Origin of the sequence: Microbacterium sp. JZ37 (genome assembly GCF_035188445.1) — a bacterium.
GTDB lineage: Bacteria > Actinomycetota > Actinomycetes > Actinomycetales > Microbacteriaceae > Microbacterium > Microbacterium barkeri.
In genome coordinates this window covers 766003-785316 of sequence record NZ_CP045253.1, presented here as the reverse complement: position 1 = coordinate 785316, position 19314 = coordinate 766003, and the positions used below count along the sequence as shown (strand labels likewise).

Sequence of the window (19314 nt, the reverse complement as noted above, 5' to 3'; positions counted from 1 at the left end):
AAGCTGGAGCAGTACCAGCCGCCGACCCGAGGAGCCGTCATGCCGGCCACCGCCATCCCCTCGCCCTCGCACCCCCCGAGCGCATCGCGCCGCACCGGGCTCGTCGACCCCGCGTACAGCGCCCTGCGCATCGCCGCGGGCACGCTCGTCTTCCTCGGCACGGAGTCGACCGTGTCGGTGAGCACGCTGCGCCTCGCGGGCGAGCCATCCGCCTCGTAGCCGGCGAGCGGCCGGCGTGGCAGGCTGAGGCCATGAAAGCGTGGTTCATCCGGCTCGTCTGCCTCTACCTCTTCGACGTGCTCGTGCTCGCGGTCGTCGGATGGCTCGTCCCGTTCGTCTCCGTCGGCTGGGCCGCGTGGTGGGCGGCCCTCGTGCTCGCGCTCGCGACGATCTGGCTCAAGCCGCTCCTCGCACGGATCTTCCGCGGCGCCGCGTCCTCGCTCGCGCGGCGGGCGCGCATCGGCGAGAAGCTCGTCCAGTACCTCGCGACGTTCCTCGTGCAGCTGGTCATCTGGATGCTCGTGGTCGCCCTGTCGGACGTCGACGTGCGCGGCTGGTTCTGGGGCTACGTCCTCCCGCCGCTCTACCTGCTCGTCGCGTGGGTCGTCTACGACCTCATCGACGACCGCTTCGAGCGCCGGGCGACGCGGATGCTCGACGACGCCCGGGCGCGCATCAAGCGCCGCGGATGACCCTCACTCCCCCGTCAGACGGGCCTTGAGGTCCTTGCGGAGGATCTTGCCCGATGCGGACTTCGGGATGGCGTCGACGAACTCGACCCGGCGCAGCTTCTTGTAGGGCGCGACCTGGCCGTTGAGCTCGGCGAGCACGGCGTCGGCGTCGGGCTCGCCCTGCGGGACGACGAAGGCCACGGGCGCCTCGTCGCCGTCCTCGAGCGGCTCGCCCACGACCGCCGCATCCGCGACGCGGTCGCTCGCAAGCAGGAGCGCCTCGAGCTCCGCGGGTGCCACCTGGTAGCCCTTGTGCTTGATGAGCTCCTTGAGCCGATCGACGATGAACACGGCCCCGCTCGCGTCGTATGCGGCGATGTCGCCCGTGCGCAGCCATCCGTCCTCGGTGAGGCATTCGGCCGTCGCCTGCGGGTTGTCGAGGTACCCGAGCATCACCTGCGGCCCGCGCACCCACAGCTCGCCCGAGCGCGAGCGCCCCTCCTCCGGCACCTCGATCACCGCGTGCGTCTCGATGTCGACGATCTGCGCCTCGGTGCCCGGCACGGCCGGCCCGATCGACGACAGCGGGACGCCGTCGCTCGCGCCGCGCACCATGGCGTGCGAGACGGGGCTGAGCTCGGTCATGCCGTAGCCCTGCAGCACCTCGACGCCGAGACGGTCGGCGACCGCACGGCCGAGTCGCTCGTCGAGGGGCGCGGCTCCCGAGAAGACCGTGCGCAGGGCGGTCAGGTCGTACTGGTCGACGAGCGGGTGCTTCGCGAGGGCGACCGCGATCGGCGGGGCGATGAAGGCGTAGGAGACGCGGTGGTCCTGCAGGACGCGCAGGAACTCCTCGAGATCGAACCTCGGCATCGTGACGAGCGTCGCACGCGCGCGCAGCGCGAGGTTCAGGAGCACGGTCATCCCGTAGATGTGGAAGAACGGGAGCACCGCGAGCAGGCGCTCCTGCGGCGACACGTGCAGTCGCGCGACACACTGCTGCACGTTCGCGACGAGGTTGCGGTGCGAGAGCATGACCCCCTTGGGCAGGCCCGTCGTGCCCGACGAGAACGGGATCACGGCGACCTGGCTCCGCGCCTCCGGTGTCACGTCGGGGGCGGGATGGCCCTCGGCCAGCAGGTCGCGGAGGGTCGGGAAGGCGTCCCACCCGTCGAGGACGACGATGCGCTCGGCCGGGATGCCCGTCGCCTGCGCCGCGGGCACCGAGCCGGGCGCGAGCGGCGAGACCGTCACGTGCGCGACGGCCCTGGCCATCCGCAGCTGCTTCTCGATCTCGCCCGGCGTGAAGAGCGCGTTGACCGTGGTCGCCGTCGCGCCGGCGCGGAGGATCCCGTGGAAGGCGATCGCGAAGGCCGGGGTGTTGACCGCGTGCAGCGAGACCACGTCTCCGGGGCCGATGCCGCGCGCGGCGAGCGCACCCGCGAAGGCGTCGATCGCGTCGACGAGCGCTCCGTAAGTCAGGGTGTCGCCCGTCCGGCCGTCGATGAAGGCGACGAGGGCGCGCTCCTCGTCGCGGAGGTCCGCGAACAGGAGGTCGTAGACGGGTGCGTCGGGAATGGTGAGCTCGGGCTCCGGAGCGTGCATGATGGCCTCTCGTCCCCTTCAGGGCCGCCCCTCCGACGGCCCCTCCGGTCGCCGTCGACCGGATGCGGGGAGTCTCTCACGAAGAACCCCGGCCCGACGAGAGCGGACCGGGGTTCGTGTCGGCGGACGCGACTCAGGCGAGGGAGCGCTCGGCCGCCTCGACGACGTTCGTCATGAGCAGCGCCACGGTCATCGGGCCCACGCCGCCGGGGTTCGGCGACAGGAAACCCGCGACCTCGGCGACGTCGGGGTGCACGTCTCCGAAGACCCGCTGCTTCCCGGTCTCGGGGTCGGTCTCGCGTGTGACGCCCACGTCGAGCACGGCCGCACCGGGCTTGACGTCCTCCGCGCGGATGAGGTGCTTGACGCCGGCGCCCGCGACGATGACGTCGGCCTCGCGCAGGTACGGCGCCATGTCGGGCGTGCCCGTGTGCACCTGGGTGACCGTCGCGTTGACGTCGCGCCGCGTGAGCAGGAGCCCCATGGGGCGGCCGATCGTCACGCCGCGGCCGACGACCACGACGTGCTTGCCGTTCAGGTCGTACCCGTTGCGCACGAGCAGCTCGATGACGCCGCGGGGCGTGCACGGCAGCGGGGTGGCGATCGGCGCGTTCACGTTGAGCACGAGACGGCCGAGGTTCGTCGGGTGCAGGCCGTCGGCGTCCTTCGCGGGGTCGATGCGCTCGAGCACGGCGTCCGTGTCGATGTGCTTGGGCAGCGGCAGCTGCACGATGTAGCCGTGGCACGTCGGATCGGCGTTGAGCTCGTCGATCAGCGCCTCGACGTCGGCCTGGGTCGCGTCAGCCGGCAGCTCGCGCTGGATCGAGTTCATCCCGATCGCCACCGACTGCTTGTGCTTCATGCCGACGTACAGCTGCGACGCGGGGTCGGCGCCGACGAGTACGGTCGCGATGCCGGGCGTGACGCCCTTCGCCGCGAGGGCGGCGACCCGCTCCGCGAGCTCCGCCTTGATCGCGGCCGCGGCCGCCTTGCCGTCGAGAATCTGTGCGGTCATCCGTCTTCGTCTTCCCTCGTTCGTGGGTCAGAACCCGTCGAGACTAGTGCCCGTCGTCGAAGCCAGCGCGGGGAGCGCTGGCTTCGACGACCGGGGCTAGTCTCGACGGATCGGGGCGCCTCAGACGCCCGCGTAGCCCTGGCCGACCTGCTCGAGGCCGGGGTAGAGCGGGAACGCGTCGGCGAGCTTCGCGACGCGCTCGCGCAGGGCGTCGACGTCGGCGCCGGGAAGCAGCGCGAGGGCGATGATGTCGGCGACCTCGGTGAACTCGGCGTCGCCGAAGCCGCGCGTCGCGAGCGCGGGCGTGCCGATGCGCAGGCCCGAGGTGACCATCGGCGGGCGCGGGTCGTTCGGGACGGCGTTGCGGTTGACCGTGATGCGGATGTCGTGCAGGAGGTCCTCCGCCTCCTTGCCGTTGATCGCGGCGTCGCGCAGGTCGACGAGCACGAGGTGCACGTCGGTGCCGCCCGAGCGGACCGCGATGCCCGCGTCCTTCACGTCCTGCTGCGAGAGGCGATCGGCGAGGATGGCCGCGCCGCGGACGGTGCGCTCCTGACGGTCCTTGAACTCGGGCGTCGCGGCGAGCTTGAACGCGGTCGCCTTGGCGGCGATCACGTGCATGAGCGGGCCGCCCTGCTGACCCGGGAAGACGGCCGAGTTGATCTTCTTCGCGATGTCGGCGTCGTTCGTGAGGATGAAGCCCGAGCGGGGGCCGCCGATCGTCTTGTGCACGGTCGACGAGACGACGTGCGCGTGCGGGACGGGGCTCGGGTGGACGCCCGCGGCGACCAGACCGGCGAAGTGCGCCATGTCGACCCAGAGGTACGCGCCCACCTCGTCGGCGATCTCGCGGAACGCGGCGAAGTCGAGCTGGCGGGGGTACGCCGACCAGCCGGCGATGATGACCTTCGGCTTGTGCTCGAGGGCGAGGCGGCGCACCTCGTCCATGTCGACGAGCGAGGTCTCGGGGTTCACGCCGTAGGCGACGATGTCGTAGAGACGGCCGGAGAAGTTGATCTTCATGCCGTGCGTGAGGTGGCCGCCGTGGTCGAGCGAGAGGCCGAGGATGGTGTCGCCGGGGCGGGCGATCGCGTGCAGCACGGCCGCGTTGGCGGTGGCGCCCGAGTGCGGCTGGACGTTCGCGAACTCGGCGCCGAACAGCTCCTTGGCGCGGGCGATCGCGAGCTCCTCGGCGACGTCGACCTCCTCGCAGCCGCCGTAGTAGCGGCGGCCCGGGTAGCCCTCGGCGTACTTGTTCGTGAGCACGGAGCCCTGCGACTGCAGCACCGAGACGGGCACGAAGTTCTCCGACGCGATCATCTCGAGGAAGCCGCGCTGGCGATCGAGCTCGCGCTGCAGCACCTCCGCGATCTCCGGGTCGACCTCGGCGAGGGGGGCGTTGAACAGCGGATCGGTCATGGCGATCTCCAGACGACAGACGAAAAGGGGTCATCGCATCGGCCCAGGCGTGCGGTCGAATGCCGTCTCGGTCGCTTCCCGGTGGTGCACCACCTCAACGCCAGTCGCGACGCGAACAGCATAGCCGACCCGAGTCGGATGGCCGCGGTCGGGTGGATGTGGGAGGGTCGGGAGCATGGGGACCGTGATCCACTCGACGCTGCTCGTCTCCGACCGCCGCGCGGAGCGCGACGGCTGGATCCGCTTCGAGGACGGACGCGTCTCGTCGCGCGGCGACGGAGACGGATGGCGCGCCGCAACGCAGACGGGCGATGTCGTCATCGACGCGGCCGAGATCGCGGGCGACGGCGCCGTGCTCACGCCGGGGCTGATCGACCTGCACGGGCACGGCGGTGCGGGCGCCGCCCACGAGGACGGGGCGGACGCCATCCGGACGGCACGCGCTCTGCACCGGGCGCACGGCACGACGCGAGCGGTCATCTCGCTCGTGACCGCCTCCGTCGACGACCTCGAGGCGCGCGTCGCCGCCATCGGGCGCCTCGCCCAGCACGAGGACGACATCCTCGGCAGCCATCTCGAGGGGCCGTTCCTGGACCCCGGCCATCACGGCGCGCATGACCCCGAGCTCCTGCGCCACCCCGACCCCGACACGGTCGCGCGCCTGCTCGCGGCGGGCGAGATCGGCGGAGCCCAGACCATCCGGCAGATCACGATCGCCCCCGAGCTGCCCGGCGCGATCGACGCGATCCGCGCCATCTCAGCGGCGGGGGTCATCGCGGCGATCGGGCACACCGACGCCGACGCCGACGCGACCGCGGCGGGCGTCGACGCCGGTGCGACGCTCGTGACGCACGCCTTCAACGCGATGCCGGGCATCCACCACCGCCGGCCGGGGCCCATCCCGACCGCCGCGCGCGACGACCGGGTCGTGCTCGAGCTCATCGCCGACGGCGTGCACGTCGCCGACGCCGTGATGCTCATGCTGCTCCGGGCCGCGCCGGGCCGGGTCGCGCTCGTGACCGACGCGATGGCGGCGACCGGCATGGCCGACGGCGACTACGCGATCGGCGCCCTCGACGTGGTCGTCGAGCAGGGCGTCGCGACGGTGCGCGGCACCGACACCATCGCGGGCTCCACGCTCACGCAGGACGTGGCGCTCCGCCGGGTCGTCGGGCTCGGCGTCCCGCTGCCCGACGCGGTCGGGGCGCTCACGGCGACGCCCGCCAAGGTGCTGCGCCGCGACGACCTCGGCACGCTCCGCACCGGGGCGATCGCCGATGCGGTTCTGTGGAGCCGCGAGCTCGAGGTCGCGCGAGTCTGGACCGCGGGCGCCGTGCGCTGAGGCGTCCGGAGAGAGATCAGGGGCCCGGACCCCTCCCCCGAGTGTCCGAGCCCCTCGTCGCGAGCGGCGATGCCGCCTCGCGAGACCTCCGACCCGAAGCTCCCCAGCAGCTGGGCGGAACGTCCCTCACCGCATGAGACGGCGGTGGGGCGGTTTCATTACGCGACTTCCGAGAAATTTGTCGATCTCCGGATGTGACCGTGCCATCGGGCGGAAAATCCCCCGTGAATCCCTACATCGGGGTGGCGGAGCCGCCCGATCCGCGGGAGGATGTTCACCGGCCTGACGACCCGACGTCGGCCGCACGCGCACCCGCCGCCACCGATGCGACGAGGGGTGTGCCCACCGACACGGACCCGCACCTATGACCACAGACGACGAGAACCTCAGCGACGGCGAGGCGCCGGCATCGGCGACCCCCGACGCGGATCTCGTCCTACGCACCCGCTCGGGCGACCACGACGCGTTCGGCGAGCTGTGGCGACGCCACTACCGATCGGGCATCGTCGCCGCGCGGTCGATCACGTCGAGCCTCGACGCCGACGACCTCGTGCAGGAGTCGTACGCGAAGATCTTCCAGTCGATCCAGCGCGGCAACGGGCCGACCGGCTCGTTCCGCGCCTACCTCTTCACGACCATCCGCAATGTGGCGGCATCGTGGGGCCGCGCGCGCACGGAGGCGACGAGCGACGCGCTCGAGGAGGTCGAGGACCCGGAGTCAACCGAGGAGGCCACGGACGAGGCGCTCGACCGCAGCCTCACCCACACCGCCTTCCGCAGCCTGCCCACGCGCTGGCAGGAGGTGCTCTGGTACACCGAGATCGAGCAGATGAAGCCCGCGGAGATCGCACCGCTGCTCGGCATGAAGGCGGCCGCCGTCTCGCAGCTCGCGTTCCGCGCTCGTGAGGGGCTGCGCGAGGCGTGGATCCAGGCGCACATCGCCTCCGTCGAGGACGGGTCCGCGCACGCCTGGACGATCGAGCGCCTCGGCGCGTACACGCGCGGCAACCTCGGATCGCGCGACCAGGCCAAGGTCGACGCGCACCTCGGCGAGTGCGCGCGCTGCGCGATCGTCGCGTCGGAGGCGAAGGAGGTCGGCAGCCGACTCGCGCTCGTGCTCCTGCCGCTCACGATCGGCGTCACCGGCACCGCCGGCTACCTCGCCTCGCTCCAGCGCGACGAGTCGGCGCTCGTGGCGCTCGCGGCCATGCCGTCGTCGGTGTACGAGGGCGCTGTGGCGGTCGCGGGCGGAGCCGTCGGCGCCGGAGCGGCGACCGGCGCGGCAGCGGATGGCGCCGCCAAGTCGGTCGGGTTCGCTGCGGCGGGCGGCGGATCAGGTGGATCCGGAGGATCGGCCGGCGGGTCGGCGTCGAGCTCCGCGTGGACGATCGGCGGACTCGTCGGCGCCGGGATCGCGGCGGCCGCGGTCGCGGGTACGGTACTCGCGGCGACGCTGACGGGCGGCTTCGCGGGATCCGCGAACGAGGCCGCGTCGGCATTCGAGGACGCCGCGCAGCCCGACGCGTCGATCGAGGCCTCCGACGAGCTGCTCGCGCAAACCCCGGCCCCCGAGGAGCCGACCGCTCCCCCGGTCGACGAGCCCGCGCCATCCGCTTCGCCGACCCCGACGCCGACGCGCACTCCGGCGCCGGCTCCCGAGCCGAGCGCCGAGCCCCAGCCGACGGCCGAGCCTCAGCCGACCGTCGAGCCCCAGCCGACAGCCGAGCCCACGCTCGAGCCGCAGCCGACCGCCGAGCCCGAGCCGTCAGAGGCGCCGTCGCCCGAGCCGAGCCCGTCGGAGGAGCCCGCGCCGAGCCCATCGGACGAGCCGTCGCCCGAGCCGACGCCGCAGCCGTCGGAGCCCGCACCGGAGGTCGAGAGCCCCGCGCCCATCGGCTTCGAGCGTGCGTCCGTCGTCGATGCACGCGAGCGCATCGTCCAGGTGGACGTGACCGGCGAGCCCGGTGAGCCCGTGGCCGTGACCGAGTCGAGCTCCGCGCCCGCTGCGGCCTCTGCGATGCTCCTCCTCACGGCGGCCGACGCGGATGCCCTCGCGGAGGGCGAGTTCTCTGCCGACGGCGTCGCGGAGCTCCAGTTCGCCCTCACCGCCGTCCAGGTGATGGACGACGTCACGCTCGAGATCGCCTATCGCGACGTCGAGGGCGAGTCGTTCGTCGCGTCGCTGTCGACGCTGGGCGTGCGCGATCCGCTGCTCGAGGCCGTCGAGCCCGAGCCGACTCCGACTCCGACGGTGACGCCGACCGCGAGCCCGACGCCCACGCCGGAACCGACGCCGACTGAGACGCCGGTGCCCCCGAAGCGGATCGACATCGGCGCGGCGGTCGATGTCGACAAGAACGCCGGAACCGTCGAGTTCGCCGTGACAGGCGAGGTCAGCAAGCAGGTTTCCGTGTACGTCAACGGGTCGACCTCGTCCGACGACTCGCGAACGCTCGATGCTGAGGGGAAGGCCACGCTCACCATCGCGCTCGGCCCGGGCGAGGTCCGAGACGATCTGCCGATCGAGGTGCGCTACCGGGATGGCGCCCTCGCGGGCTTCGAGGGCAGCACCATGCTGGGCGAGCTGATCGATATCGAGGATGTCGCGATCGATGACGAACTGACGCTCTCGGCTGAAGTCGACCCCCATGCGGAGACGAAGGTCGTCGATCTCGTCGTCACGGGCGAGCCCGACGCCGACATACGCCTGACGCTCCCGGACGGCGATTCGATCGAGGCCTCTCTGATCGGCGGGGCGACTCGGATTCCCTTCACTCCTTCGATGCACGACATCACCGAGAACACGCGTGTTTCGGTCGCATACGCGGCGGCGCATGCCGACCGGCGAACGGCAGAGTTCGGGCTCGGAGAACTCGACGAGCTGCTCGACACTCCTGTGGTGATCGGCGCTGCTTCCCCTGACCCCGAGCCTGCGGATGGCGCGCCCTTCGGATTCTTCGTCGACATCCGCGGCGAACCGGGCGCCGATGTCGAGGTACTCCTGGACGAAATCCCGGTGGGCGCGCTTCACTTCGAAGGAGCGCAGCCTCAGTCGATCTGGATCGAGCCGCGTCTCAACAGCGCACAGAACGCCCTAGAAGGTAATCCCCGTCTGAGAGCGCGATACGTCTCGACCGACGTCTACGGGAGGGAGGACTTCGTGGATCTGGCGGAACTGGGGGTCGCCAAATTCATCCCTGTCGATCTCGATATCTCAACCACGGACGTCACCTCGGATTTCTCAACTTGGACCGTCGCGTTCAAGGTGATCGGTGCACCGTTTGCGACCGTTGACCCCTCAGTCACCCCGGGTCTCCTCGAAGACATTCCCGATCCGCAAGCACTCACGCTTGATAAGAACGGCACGGGCGCGTTCGAGATCAGCGGCAGCACCTTGGACGCGCTGAACTGGTCCATCGCCGACGTCACCGTTTCCTACTCCGACGGGCAACACGGGAACCCCGACACAACCTCATTCCTGAGCGCCCTTCTGGGAAGTCGTCTCCTCTGACCCGGCTACCCTCGTCCGAGTGACGGACAATCCCTACGGGCCCGAGTGGGTGCGGCACGATGCGACCGCGGCCGACGGCATCCGGCTCGCGTACTGGACCGCGGGGCAAGGCGCACCGCTCGTGCTCATCGCGGGTCAGGCGGTCGATCACCGGTCGTGGCAGATCGTGGGGCCGGGACTGCTCCGCGATCGGCAGATCGTGATCTTCGACCACCGCGGCATCGGCGACAGCGAACTGGGCGAGGCCGAGCGCTTCACGACGCGGCTCTTCGCCGACGACGTCGTGCACATCCTCGACGATGCGGGCATCGAGCGAGCCGACGTCGTCGGGCATTCGATGGGCGGCCGCGTCGCGCAGTGGCTCGCGATCGACCATCCCGAGCGCGTGCGCAAGCTCGTGCTCGTCTCGACATCGGCCGGCGACGCGCACGGCCCGCGGCGTTCCGACGAAGCCGACCGCGCCATCCGCTCGCGCGACCGGAAGGAGGTCGCGTCGGTCTTCTGGGACGAGGCGCAGGACGACCTGGTGCGGCTCCTCGCTGTCGGCCGCGACCGCACCGCCCTCGCCCGGCATCATCGCGCCAGTCGCGCGCACGACACGCTCGACGACCTGTCGCGCATCACGGCCCCGACGCTCGTGCTGCACGGCGAGCTCGACGCCCTGACGCCGGTCGAGAACGCCCGGGTCCTCGACGCGCGCATCCCGGGCGCCCGACTGACCGTGATCAAGGGCGCCAAGCACGGCGTGCTGCTCGACGGCGGGATCGGGATGCAGATCGCCGACCGGTTCCTGCGCCGCCCGCTGCGCTCGGCCCTGCCGGAGGCACCGGCCGACCGGTAGCGTCGAGTCATGGTCACACCTCTTCGCATCGCCGTCACGGGCGCGGCCGGTCAGATCGGCTACAGCCTCCTCTTCCGTCTCGCGAGCGGCGGTCTCGGCGACCGCCCGGTCGAACTCCGCCTGCTCGAGGTCGCGCCCGCGCTGCCGAAGGCGGAGGGCGTCGCGATGGAGCTCGTCGACTGCGCGTTCCCGCTTCTCTCCGGGATCGACATCACCGACGATGCCCGTCGCGCGTTCGACGGAGCCGACCTCGCGCTCCTCGTCGGCGCCCGCCCGCGCACGGCCGAGATGACCCGCGGCGATCTCCTGTCCGCCAACGGCGCGATCTTCACGGCCCAGGGTCAGGCGCTGAACGACGTCGCAGGCGACGACATCCGCGTGCTGATCACGGGCAACCCTGCGAACACGAACGCGCTGATCGCGCAGCAGAACGCGCCCGACATCCCGGCCGAGCGCTTCTCTGCCCTGACCCGCCTCGACCACAACCGCGCTCTCGCGCAGCTGGCGCTCAAGACGGGCGCGCCGGTGTCGGAGATCTCGCGCATGACGATCTGGGGCAACCACTCCGCGACGCAGTACGCCGACCTGTCGCACGCCGTGGTGTCAGGCCGGCCCGCGCTCGAGCTCGTCGACCGTCCGTGGGTCGAGAGCGAGTTCCTGCCGACCGTCGCGAACCGGGGCACGGCGATCATCGAGGCGCGCGGATCGTCGTCCGCAGCGTCCGCGGCGAGTGCGACGGTGGATGCCGCGCGCGACTGGCTGAACGGCACGACCGAAGGCGACTGGACCTCGATGGCGGTCGTCTCCGACGGGTCCTACGGCGTGCCCGAGGGACTCGTGTCGTCCTTCCCCGTGCAGACGGAGAACGGCCGATGGCAGATCGTGCCCGACCTCGAGATCGACGACTTCTCGCGCGCCCGCATCGACACGTCGGTCGCGGAGCTCGCCGACGAGCGCACCGCCGTGCGCGAGCTCGGGCTCATCCCGTCCTGAGTTGATGGTGGAAGCCACGCCCGCCCGACACGGGGGCGGGCAGGGCTTTCACCCTCAGCGCCGGCGGCTGTTGCCGAACAGACCCCGGATCACGCTGTTCACGAGCGTCGTCGCCGCCGATCCGATGACGCGCTCGACCACGCGGTCGCTGCTCGACCGCGTGGTGCGCCGCGTCGTCGTGCGGCTCTTGGTCGACTTCAGCAGGCGGTCGTACTCCTGCTGCGCCTTCTTCTCGATCGCGGCCTTCTGCTTCTCGTACTCGGCGTCGGCCTTCGCCTTCTCGAGTGCCTTCTCCTCGGCCTCCGCGGCCTCGGCGGCGGCGTTCATCTTCGCCGTGAGCATCTCGTACGCGGATTCGCGATCGACGGGCTCGCCGTACTTGGGCAGGAGCGTCGACGACGCGACAGCCTGCTCCACGACAGCGGCGGGCGACGCGTCCATGAGCCCCTGCGGTGCGCGCACGCGCGTCCACGCGACGGGCGTGGGCGCACCCTTCTCGCTCATGACGGTGACGATCGCCTCTCCGGTGCCGAGCTCCTGCAGCACCCGCTCGAGGTCGTAGCCCGACTTCGGATACGTCCCGACCGTCGAGCGGAGCGCCTTCGCGTCATCCGGCGTGAAGGCGCGCAGCTGGTGCTGCACGCGGGAGCCGAGCTGCGCGAGCACGTCGCCATCGACATCCTTCGGGGTCTGCGTGACGAAGAAGACGCCGACGCCCTTCGAGCGGATGAGCCGCACCGTCTGCGTGATCGCCGCGAGGAAGTCCTTCGACGCGTTCTTGAAGAGCAGGTGCGCCTCGTCGAAGAAGAACACGAGCTTGGGCTTGTCGACGTCGCCGACCTCGGGCAGCAGCTCGAAGAGCTCGGCGAGGAGGTACATGAGGAACGTGGAGAACAGCTCCGGTCGATCGGCGACGCCCGGCACCTCGAGCAGGGAGACGATGCCGCGGCCATCCTCGGCCGTCCGCAGGAAGTCCTGCACATCGAACTCGGGCTCTCCGAAGAAGACGTCGGCGCCGCCCTCGGCGAACGTGATGAGCTCGCGCAGGATGACGCCGGCGGTCGCCGACGACAAGCCGCCCAGCCCCTTGAGCTCGGCCTTGCCCTCGTCGCTCGTGAGGTACTGCAGCACCGCGCGGAGGTCGGCGAGATCGACGAGCGGCAGGCCCTTCTCGTCGGCGTAGTGGAAGACGAGCCCGAGGCTCGACTCCTGCGTGTCGTTGAGACCGAGCACCTTCGACAGCAGGAGCGGCCCGAAGCCGGTCACCGTCGCGCGCACGGGCACGCCCGTGCCGATCCCGCCGAGCGCGAAGTACTCGACCGCCGCCGCCTCGGGCTTCCAGTCCTGGCCGATGCCCTTCGTGCGGGCGAGAAGCTTGTCACTCGGCTCCCCCGGCGTCGCCATGCCCGTGAGGTCGCCCTTGATGTCGGCCGCGAACACGGGCACGCCCTTCGCGGCGAGCTGCTCCGCGAGCCCCTGCAGAGTGCGGGTCTTGCCCGTTCCGGTCGCTCCGGCGACGAGGCCGTGCCGGTTGAGCATCGCGAGCGGGATCCGGATCTGCGCGTCGGCGAGCGGCTCCCCGTTCACGAGCGCGCCGATGTCGAGCGTCTCCCCCTCGAAGGCGTAGCCGTCGACGATGCGCTGCACGTCGCCCGCGTCGAGCGGCCCGTCAGACGCCGCGGGCTTCGCGGGTTCCTCGGATGGCTCGGGCTCGGGCTCCGCGGATGGCTCGGTCTCCGGCGCGGACTCGGGCTCGGGCTCCGCGGATGGCTCGGTCTCCGCAGATGGCTCGTCCGCGGCGGGCGGCTCGGCATCGTCCTCGGCGGCCGGCTCGGCGCCATCCGCCCCTCCGGCACGTGCCGCGGCGGCCTCTGCGGCGGCGAGCTTCGCGCGGGCCTCCGCGGCCTTGAGAGCGGCTTCGGCGGCCGCGGCCTCCGCGCGCAGTCTCTCGAGTTCGGCGGCAGCGGCGTCAGGAGCGTTCTCGGGGCTCATGGCCACAGCCTAGCCAGCGCGGGTCGCCCGACGCGGGACACGACGCAGGAACGCCCCGGGCCCGGCGCGCGCTCACCCCCAGGGTCGCGCGGGCAGCAGGCTCCGCCTGCGACCGGACTCCTGCGCTGTGTCCCGCCCTACGACCGGGCGAGCCTCTCCGACTGCTCCCGCCGCTCGGCGATGCGGTCGCGATCTCGCAGGAGACGCGCGTTCAGCAGCGCGGCGACGATCAGCGCCGCCCCGGCCCCGACGAGCGCGCCGCCCGCGGTGTCGCTCGCCCAGTGCGCCGAGAGATACGTGCGCGCGAACGCCATCGAGAGCGTCCAGATCACCGCGACCGTGGCCATCCACCATCGCGGGAAGAGCACCCACAGGGCGAACACGACCGTGGCGGCATTGGCCACATGCCCCGACGGGAATGAGCCGTGGTCGACGACGACGAGGATGTCCTCGGGGCGCTGCCGCGAGTAGAGCTGCTTGAGCAGCTGCACGAACCCCGCGCTGGCGGCCGTCGCGACGAGGAAGTACAGGGCTCCCCATCGGTGGCGCGTCGCGAGGAGGAAGGCCCCGATCCCGAGCGGGAAGACGAGGATGGCCCACCACCCTCCGCCGATCCGGTCGAGGAGGAGCGAGAACCACAGGCGGACGCCCGCATCGGCTTCCGGCAGCACGCCGGCCCACCATGTGTCGATCGGGAAGGGATCGCGGTGCAGCACCGTGGCCCAGCCGAGCAGCGCGGCCGCCGCGATGAGCCCGATCCCCCACCACAGCATGGCCCGACGCGACATCCCCATCGCCCCATTCTGCCCACGCCCGCGCCGTTCGGGCGCAGGCGTGCGGTCAGTCGGCGAGCAGGCCGAGCGAGCGCGGGCGGACGACGAGCCAGAGCGAGAGGACGGCGATGGCCGAGCAGCCGAGCATCACCGACGCCATCGTGGTGCCCGTGATGCCCGAGGCCGCCGAGATCACGCCGACGAGCGGCGAGATGACGCCCGCGATCCCGTTGTTCGTCGCGCCGAGCACCGAGGCCGCCGTGCCGGCTGCCTCGGGGTGCCGGTCGAGCGCGAGCACCTGCGCGCAGGGGAAGGTGAAGCCGCACGTCGTCATGAAGACGAACAGCGGGATCACGACGCCCCACACCCCGAGCCCCAGCTGGTCGCCGACGATGATGCCGGCAGAGGCGAGCACGAGAACGGCGGTCGCGTACGCGAGCACCCACTGTGGCCCGAACCGCGCCGCGAGACGGGCCGCGACCTGGTTGCCGATCACGAGGCCGACCGAGTTCGAGGCGAACAGCAGGCCGTACTGCACCTCGGTGAAGCCGTACGACTGCTGGAACAGGAAGGACGACGCCGACAGGTACGAGAAGAGGCCTGAGAAGGTCATCGCTCCGATCACGAGCACGCCCAGGTACACGCGGTCGGTGAGCACGACGCGATAGCGGTGCCACACGGACACCGTCTCGTGCGAGATGCGGTCGGACGCGGGGCGGGTCTCGGGCAGCGCGAAGATCGCGCACAGGAGCATGATCGTGCCGTACGCGGCGAGCACGAGGAAGATCCCGTGCCAGGGCATGACCGTGAGCAGCGCCGAGCCGATGAGCGGCGCCACAACGGGCGCGACCCCCGTCACGAGCGCGAGCCGCGACAGCATGATGACGAGGCGGCGCCCGCCGAACAGGTCGCGCACCATGGCCATCGCCACCACGCCGCCCGCGGCCGCGCCCATCCCCATCAGCACTCGCGCGGCGCCGAGCAGCTCGAGCGTGGGCGCGAAGGCCGCCGCGAGGCTCGAGAGCACGTGCAGCGCGGTCACGATGAGCAGCGGAACCCGCCGGCCGAACTTGTCGCTCAGCGGACCCACGACGAGCTGGCCGAGCGCGAAGCCGATCATCGTGCCCGTGAGCGTGAGCTGGATGGCCGCGCTCGTCGTCTCGAAATCGCGCTCGAGCAGGGGGAACGCGGGCAGGTAGAGGTCGATCGTGAACGGGCCGAGCGCCGTCAGCGCGCCGAGCAGGAGGACGTACGCGAGGCGCCGGCCGCTCGAGAGCGCGTCACCGCGATGCGTGCGCGGCATCTCCCCCGCTGCCGCGCGCGCGGCATCGGGCAGCGGAATCGTCCCCGTGGGCACCGGGATGAGGCCCGTGGCGGTGGGGATGCTGCCCGTGTGCGGGTGGTGCCCGTGCTCGTCGCGCGGGGAACGGTCTTCGTGAGTCATCGTGAGCGTCGCTGCTTTCGCGGACGAGGGGTGCGGAGAAAGAAAGAAGTCCCAGACGACGCCCGGAGGATCCGCGCGAAGGGGACGCCCTCAATCCTAGGGTCGAGGGGGACGGGCAGCGCAAGGCGGAAGCCCAGGTTCCCGGCCCGATTCTCCCAGCGGCGCGCGCATTCAGCCGCATAGGATCGGAGCGTGTCGACGCAGAAGCGCCCCCAGAAGTCCAGCGGCAACCCCGCCCGCCAGGCCGAGATCGAGCAGACGGTCAAGCAGCAGCGCGAGGCCCGGCGTCAGGAGAAGCTCGCCGAGTACCAGCGGCAGCTCAAGAAGCGCCAGCGCGGGAAGCTCGTCTGGTGGACGGTCGGCACGGTCGCGGCGGTCGCCGTGATCGGTGCGATCGTCGCCTCGTTCGTCTTCACGCCGCGTCCGAATGTCGCCGAGTACGGCATCGGCGGCGACGGGGCGGAGATCGAGGGGGTCGAGACCTTCTCCAACACGAACACGCACGTCGAGGGCACCGTCGAATACGAGCAGACCCCTCCCGCGGGCGGCCCGCACAACGTGTACTGGCTGAACTGCGGCGTCTACAGCGAGCCGCAGCAGAACGAGAACGCGGTGCACTCCCTCGAGCACGGCGCGGTGTGGGTCACGTACGACCCCGAGCTCGTGAGCGACGAGGAGCTCGAGACGCTCAAGGGCTACCTGCCGTCGAGCTACGCGATCCTCTCGCCGTACCCCGACCTCGGGACGCCGGTCGCCGTGAGCGCCTGGAACGCGCAGCTCAAGGTCGACTCGGTCGACGACGAGCGCATCGCGGAGTTCTTCGAGGAGTACTGGCGCAACCAGAACGTGCCGGAGCCGGGCGCCGCATGCACCGGCGCCATCGACGGCCCCGGCAAGCTCAGCTGAGCATGACGGAGTCCGACGGCCCGACCGCGCGCACGGGCATCCCCTGGCCGCTCGTGGTGATCGCGGTCGTGCTCGTGGCGGGCCTCGCGTTCGCGATCGGCCGCTTCACGACGTTCGACGACCTCTCCGACGCGACCGGCTCGAGCGGCGGGCCGAACGCCGCGGACGCCGGCTTCGCGCGCGACATGCAGGTGCATCATGCGCAGGCCGTCGAGATGGCGATGATCGAGTACCGCGCGACCGACGACGACGAGCTCCGCGCCCTCGCGTACGACATCGCGACGGCTCAGGCGGCGCAGCGCGGCGAGATGTACGGATGGCTCGTGGCGTGGGGCCTGCCCCAGGCGGGCGACCCGCTCATGTCGTGGATGTCGGGAACCGGACACGACCACGGCGCGAGCGCGACGGCATCCGCCGAGGAGCTCGAAGCGGCGATGGGGATGGCCACGGCCGAGGAGATCGACCGGCTCGCCTCGCTCGAGGGCTCGGCTCGGGACTGCCTCTTCCTCGAGCTCATGATCCGTCACCATTCGGGCGCGATCGAGATGACGGACGCCGTCGTGGAGCTCGGCAGCGACGAGCGCGTGGTCCAGACCGCGCGCAGCATGGGCCAGGGCCAGACGGCCGAGATCGCGGCCATGCAGTCGATCCAGACGCGCCTCGGCTGCACCGGCTGAGCGGGCCGACGCATGACGAAGGGCCCGCCGTCCGGCGGGCCCTTCGTCATGCGGGTCATCCCTTCGCCGAGCCCGCCAGCAGGCCGCGGACGAAGTAGCGCTGCAGGAACAGGAACACCAGCAGCGGCACGATGATCGCGATGAACGCGCCGGCGGTGAGCAGGTGCCAGTCCTGACCGCGCGACCCGGTCATCTGCGCGAGCAGCTTCGTGATCGGCGCCACGTTGCCGTCCGCGAAGATCAAGGCCACGAGCAGGTCGTTCCAGACCCACAGGAACTGGAAGATCGCGAACGACGCGATCGCCGGCATGCTCAGCGGGAGCACGATGCGGAAGAAGATCTGCCCATGCCCCGCACCGTCCACGCGGGCCGCCTCGATGACATCCGCCGGGATCTGCGCGATGAAGTTGTGCAGCAGGAAGATCGCGAGCGGCAGGCCGAAGATCGTGTGCGCGATCCACACCTGCGCGTAGCCCGACGACCCCACCGCCTGGATGACCGGGACCCCGAACAGCTCTCCGCGCGAGAACAGCTGCAGGAGCGGGATAAAGGCCATCTGGATCGGGACGATCTGCAGCGCGAACACGAGCACGAACAGCAGGTTCTTGCCGCGGAAGTCCATCCAGGCGAACCCGTACGCCGCGAGCGTCGCGATGATGAGCGGGATGATCGACGCCGGGAGCGTGATCGCGAAGGAGTTCACGAACGAGCCCAGCATCGTGAGGCCGCCCGTCGAGGTGTTCAGCGCCTCGACGTAGTTGTCGAACGTCCAGCCCCAGTTCTGGAAGACCGTCCACCATCCGGTCGTCTGGATCTCCACACGCGGACGGAACGACGACACGAACACGCCGAACGTCGGGATGGTCCACAGCACCGCGATGACGAGCGCGGCAACCGTGGCCCACGGGTTCGTCAGGCGGCGCTTGGTGTCGCTCAGCGCGCGCTTCCTCGACGGCTTGCCCGCCGTCGTCACGAGCTCGGTCGCGGTCATCAGCGCACCTCCCTCTGTGCCTTGAGCTGTCGCGCGTTGTAGATGACCAGCGGGAGCACGAGCACGAACAGGATCACGGCGTACGCCGCGGACCGTCCGGCCTCGAAGCTGCGGAACTGCGAGTACATCTCGTTCGCGAGCACCGAGGTGTTGTTCGCGCCCGCGGTCATCGTGCGGACGATGTCGAAGATCTTCATGGACGCGATCGCGATCGTCGTGAGGACCACGATCAGGGAGGGCCGGATGCCCGGCACGACGACGTTCATGAAGCGCTCGTACGCGTTGGCTCCGTCGAGCTCAGCCGCCTCGAGCTGCTCGGTCGGCACGCCCTTGATCGCCGCCGACAGCACGACCATCGCGAATCCGGTGTAGATCCACACGAACACGACGATGAGGAACAGCGTGTTCCAGGGCTCCACCTGGAGGAACGGGACAGGGCTGCCGCCGAACCAGACGATGATCTGGTTGACGAAGCCGATCTGCTCCGCGTCTGCGGGCCGGGCCGTGTACATGAAGCGCCAGATGATCGACGCACCGACGAACGAGATCGCCATCGGCAGGAACACGAGGATCTTGTAGACCTTCTCCCCGCGCGTCTTGTCGATGAAGTACGCGTACACGAGGCCCACGACCGTCGACACGATCGGGGCGATGAGCACCCAGACGATCGTGTTCACGATCGTGCGGATGCCCTGCGGCTGCGTGAAGATCCAGATGAAGTTGTCGAGTCCGATGAACCGCGAGCCGCTCGCATTGAACATCGACTGCCCGAACGTCTGGATGACGGGGAAGACGAGGCCGACGAGCAGCAGGATCAGAGCGGGCGCGAGGAATCCGACGAGCTGGAACAGGTAGCCGGCTCCCTGCTTCGACCGGTAGTCGAGCCAGAAGAACAGCAGGCCGAGGACGCCGGCCGCGATGATCGCCCACCAGTAGGACTGGAGCATCCACATCACGGCCAGGGGCAAGAGCACGCACGCGGCGAGCCGGATGTACGTGTACACCCGGCCCGCGCGCGGCGCGATCTCGATGAAGAAGAGCAGGATGCCGACCGCGAGCAGGAACACCCCGATGATGATCGGGATCTCCAGCCACGGCGAGAGCGTGCTCAGCCAGTCGAGAAACGCTTTCATG

General features: G+C 70.8%; 16 protein-coding genes and 1 riboswitch. Of the genes, 8 read left to right on the top strand and 8 right to left on the bottom strand.

The genetic code is table 11. The features are described 5' to 3' along the window. Positions 1-39: 39 nt before the first annotated feature. Together GC092_RS03450 and GC092_RS03445 are read left to right on the top strand one after the other, a co-directional pair. The gene (locus GC092_RS03450) at positions 40-219 is read left to right on the top strand and encodes a hypothetical protein (protein ID WP_324014108.1); all 180 of its coding nucleotides are present in this window, start codon (positions 40-42) and stop codon (positions 217-219) included. Positions 220-251: 32 nt separating this feature from the next. Further along, positions 252-692: a hypothetical protein gene (locus GC092_RS03445; RefSeq protein ID WP_282979444.1), complete on the top strand. Its 441-nt coding sequence runs from the start codon at positions 252-254 to the stop codon at positions 690-692. 3 nt (positions 693-695) lie between these two features. Here GC092_RS03445 and GC092_RS03440 read toward each other — a convergent pair whose 3' ends face one another. The 3 genes from GC092_RS03440 to glyA all read right to left on the bottom strand — a co-directional run bounded on the left by GC092_RS03440 (position 696) and on the right by glyA (position 4710). Beyond that, on the bottom strand, positions 696-2276 hold the full coding sequence (locus tag GC092_RS03440; protein ID WP_324014107.1) for an AMP-binding protein: 1581 nt from the start codon (positions 2274-2276) through the stop codon (positions 696-698). Positions 2277-2409: 133 nt separating this feature from the next. After that, complete coding sequence (locus tag GC092_RS03435; RefSeq protein ID WP_324014106.1) at positions 2410-3291, bottom strand: bifunctional methylenetetrahydrofolate dehydrogenase/methenyltetrahydrofolate cyclohydrolase; 882 nt, start codon at positions 3289-3291, stop codon at positions 2410-2412. A gap of 120 nt (positions 3292-3411) precedes the next feature. Beyond that, positions 3412-4710: a serine hydroxymethyltransferase gene (glyA, locus tag GC092_RS03430; RefSeq protein WP_324014105.1), complete on the bottom strand. Its 1299-nt coding sequence runs from the start codon at positions 4708-4710 to the stop codon at positions 3412-3414. A gap of 34 nt (positions 4711-4744) precedes the next feature. Beyond that, positions 4745-4828, bottom strand: a riboswitch (ZMP/ZTP riboswitch). A gap of 57 nt (positions 4829-4885) precedes the next feature. Between glyA and GC092_RS03425 the strand changes: the two genes are divergently transcribed. The 4 genes from GC092_RS03425 to GC092_RS03410 all read left to right on the top strand — a co-directional run bounded on the left by GC092_RS03425 (position 4886) and on the right by GC092_RS03410 (position 11397). Beyond that, positions 4886-6052 carry an N-acetylglucosamine-6-phosphate deacetylase gene (locus GC092_RS03425; RefSeq protein WP_324014104.1) on the top strand — a complete coding sequence of 389 codons (1167 nt, stop codon included), beginning with the start codon at positions 4886-4888 and terminating at the stop codon, positions 6050-6052. A 364-nt stretch (positions 6053-6416) separates the two neighbouring features. Continuing rightward, positions 6417-9563, top strand: coding sequence for a sigma-70 family RNA polymerase sigma factor (locus tag GC092_RS03420; protein ID WP_324014103.1), 3147 nt, complete (start codon positions 6417-6419; stop codon positions 9561-9563). Between the two features lie 19 nt (positions 9564-9582). Beyond that, positions 9583-10404 (top strand): alpha/beta fold hydrolase, encoded by an 822-nt coding sequence (locus tag GC092_RS03415; RefSeq protein ID WP_324014102.1) that lies wholly within the window; start codon positions 9583-9585, stop codon positions 10402-10404. Between the two features lie 9 nt (positions 10405-10413). Further along, the gene (locus GC092_RS03410; protein WP_324014101.1) at positions 10414-11397 is read left to right on the top strand and encodes a malate dehydrogenase; all 984 of its coding nucleotides are present in this window, start codon (positions 10414-10416) and stop codon (positions 11395-11397) included. Positions 11398-11451: 54 nt separating this feature from the next. On the opposite strand, the gene GC092_RS03405 is transcribed toward GC092_RS03410, so the two are convergent. From GC092_RS03405 to GC092_RS03395, 3 genes are all read right to left on the bottom strand, one after another. Then, the gene (locus GC092_RS03405) at positions 11452-13389 is read right to left on the bottom strand and encodes a helicase HerA-like domain-containing protein (RefSeq protein ID WP_324014100.1); all 1938 of its coding nucleotides are present in this window, start codon (positions 13387-13389) and stop codon (positions 11452-11454) included. A 137-nt stretch (positions 13390-13526) separates the two neighbouring features. Further along, positions 13527-14183, bottom strand: a complete 657-nt coding sequence (locus GC092_RS03400) for a phosphatase PAP2 family protein (RefSeq protein ID WP_271173624.1) — start codon at positions 14181-14183, stop codon at positions 13527-13529. Between the two features lie 46 nt (positions 14184-14229). Then, a complete protein-coding gene (locus GC092_RS03395) occupies positions 14230-15465 on the bottom strand; it encodes a multidrug effflux MFS transporter (RefSeq protein WP_324014836.1) in 1236 nt (411 codons plus the stop codon). Between the two features lie 333 nt (positions 15466-15798). Between GC092_RS03395 and GC092_RS03390 the strand changes: the two genes are divergently transcribed. Both GC092_RS03390 and GC092_RS03385 read left to right on the top strand, forming a co-directional pair. After that, positions 15799-16512 carry a thioredoxin-like domain-containing protein gene (locus tag GC092_RS03390; protein ID WP_282979456.1) on the top strand — a complete coding sequence of 238 codons (714 nt, stop codon included), beginning with the start codon at positions 15799-15801 and terminating at the stop codon, positions 16510-16512. A gap of 2 nt (positions 16513-16514) precedes the next feature. After that, complete coding sequence (locus GC092_RS03385) at positions 16515-17189, top strand: DUF305 domain-containing protein (protein WP_324014099.1); 675 nt, start codon at positions 16515-16517, stop codon at positions 17187-17189. Positions 17190-17244: 55 nt separating this feature from the next. Here the strand turns inward: GC092_RS03385 and GC092_RS03380 are convergent, their stop codons facing one another. Together GC092_RS03380 and GC092_RS03375 are read right to left on the bottom strand one after the other, a co-directional pair. After that, entirely contained in the window at positions 17245-18180 is a 936-nt protein-coding gene (locus GC092_RS03380; protein ID WP_271173627.1) for a carbohydrate ABC transporter permease, read from the bottom strand. Continuing rightward, positions 18180-19313, bottom strand: a complete 1134-nt coding sequence (locus GC092_RS03375) for a carbohydrate ABC transporter permease (RefSeq protein ID WP_271173628.1) — start codon at positions 19311-19313, stop codon at positions 18180-18182. The genes GC092_RS03380 and GC092_RS03375 overlap by 1 nt, the downstream gene beginning before the upstream one ends. Position 19314: the final 1 nt, after the last annotated feature.

Coding starts and splice junctions, on each gene's coding strand:
- GC092_RS03450 (WP_324014108.1), top strand. CDS start 40: ATGCCGGCCACCGCCATCCCCTCGCCCTCGCACCCCCCGAGCGCATCG.
- GC092_RS03445 (WP_282979444.1), top strand. CDS start 252: ATGAAAGCGTGGTTCATCCGGCTCGTCTGCCTCTACCTCTTCGACGTG.
- GC092_RS03440 (WP_324014107.1), bottom strand. CDS start 2,276: ATGCACGCTCCGGAGCCCGAGCTCACCATTCCCGACGCACCCGTCTAC.
- GC092_RS03435 (WP_324014106.1), bottom strand. CDS start 3,291: ATGACCGCACAGATTCTCGACGGCAAGGCGGCCGCGGCCGCGATCAAG.
- glyA (WP_324014105.1), bottom strand. CDS start 4,710: ATGACCGATCCGCTGTTCAACGCCCCCCTCGCCGAGGTCGACCCGGAG.
- GC092_RS03425 (WP_324014104.1), top strand. CDS start 4,886: ATGGGGACCGTGATCCACTCGACGCTGCTCGTCTCCGACCGCCGCGCG.
- GC092_RS03420 (WP_324014103.1), top strand. CDS start 6,417: ATGACCACAGACGACGAGAACCTCAGCGACGGCGAGGCGCCGGCATCG.
- GC092_RS03410 (WP_324014101.1), top strand. CDS start 10,414: ATGGTCACACCTCTTCGCATCGCCGTCACGGGCGCGGCCGGTCAGATC.
- GC092_RS03405 (WP_324014100.1), bottom strand. CDS start 13,389: ATGAGCCCCGAGAACGCTCCTGACGCCGCTGCCGCCGAACTCGAGAGA.
- GC092_RS03400 (WP_271173624.1), bottom strand. CDS start 14,183: ATGGGGATGTCGCGTCGGGCCATGCTGTGGTGGGGGATCGGGCTCATC.
- GC092_RS03395 (WP_324014836.1), bottom strand. CDS start 15,465: ATGCCGCGCACGCATCGCGGTGACGCGCTCTCGAGCGGCCGGCGCCTC.
- GC092_RS03385 (WP_324014099.1), top strand. CDS start 16,515: ATGACGGAGTCCGACGGCCCGACCGCGCGCACGGGCATCCCCTGGCCG.
- GC092_RS03380 (WP_271173627.1), bottom strand. CDS start 18,180: ATGACCGCGACCGAGCTCGTGACGACGGCGGGCAAGCCGTCGAGGAAG.
- GC092_RS03375 (WP_271173628.1), bottom strand. CDS start 19,313: ATGAAAGCGTTTCTCGACTGGCTGAGCACGCTCTCGCCGTGGCTGGAG.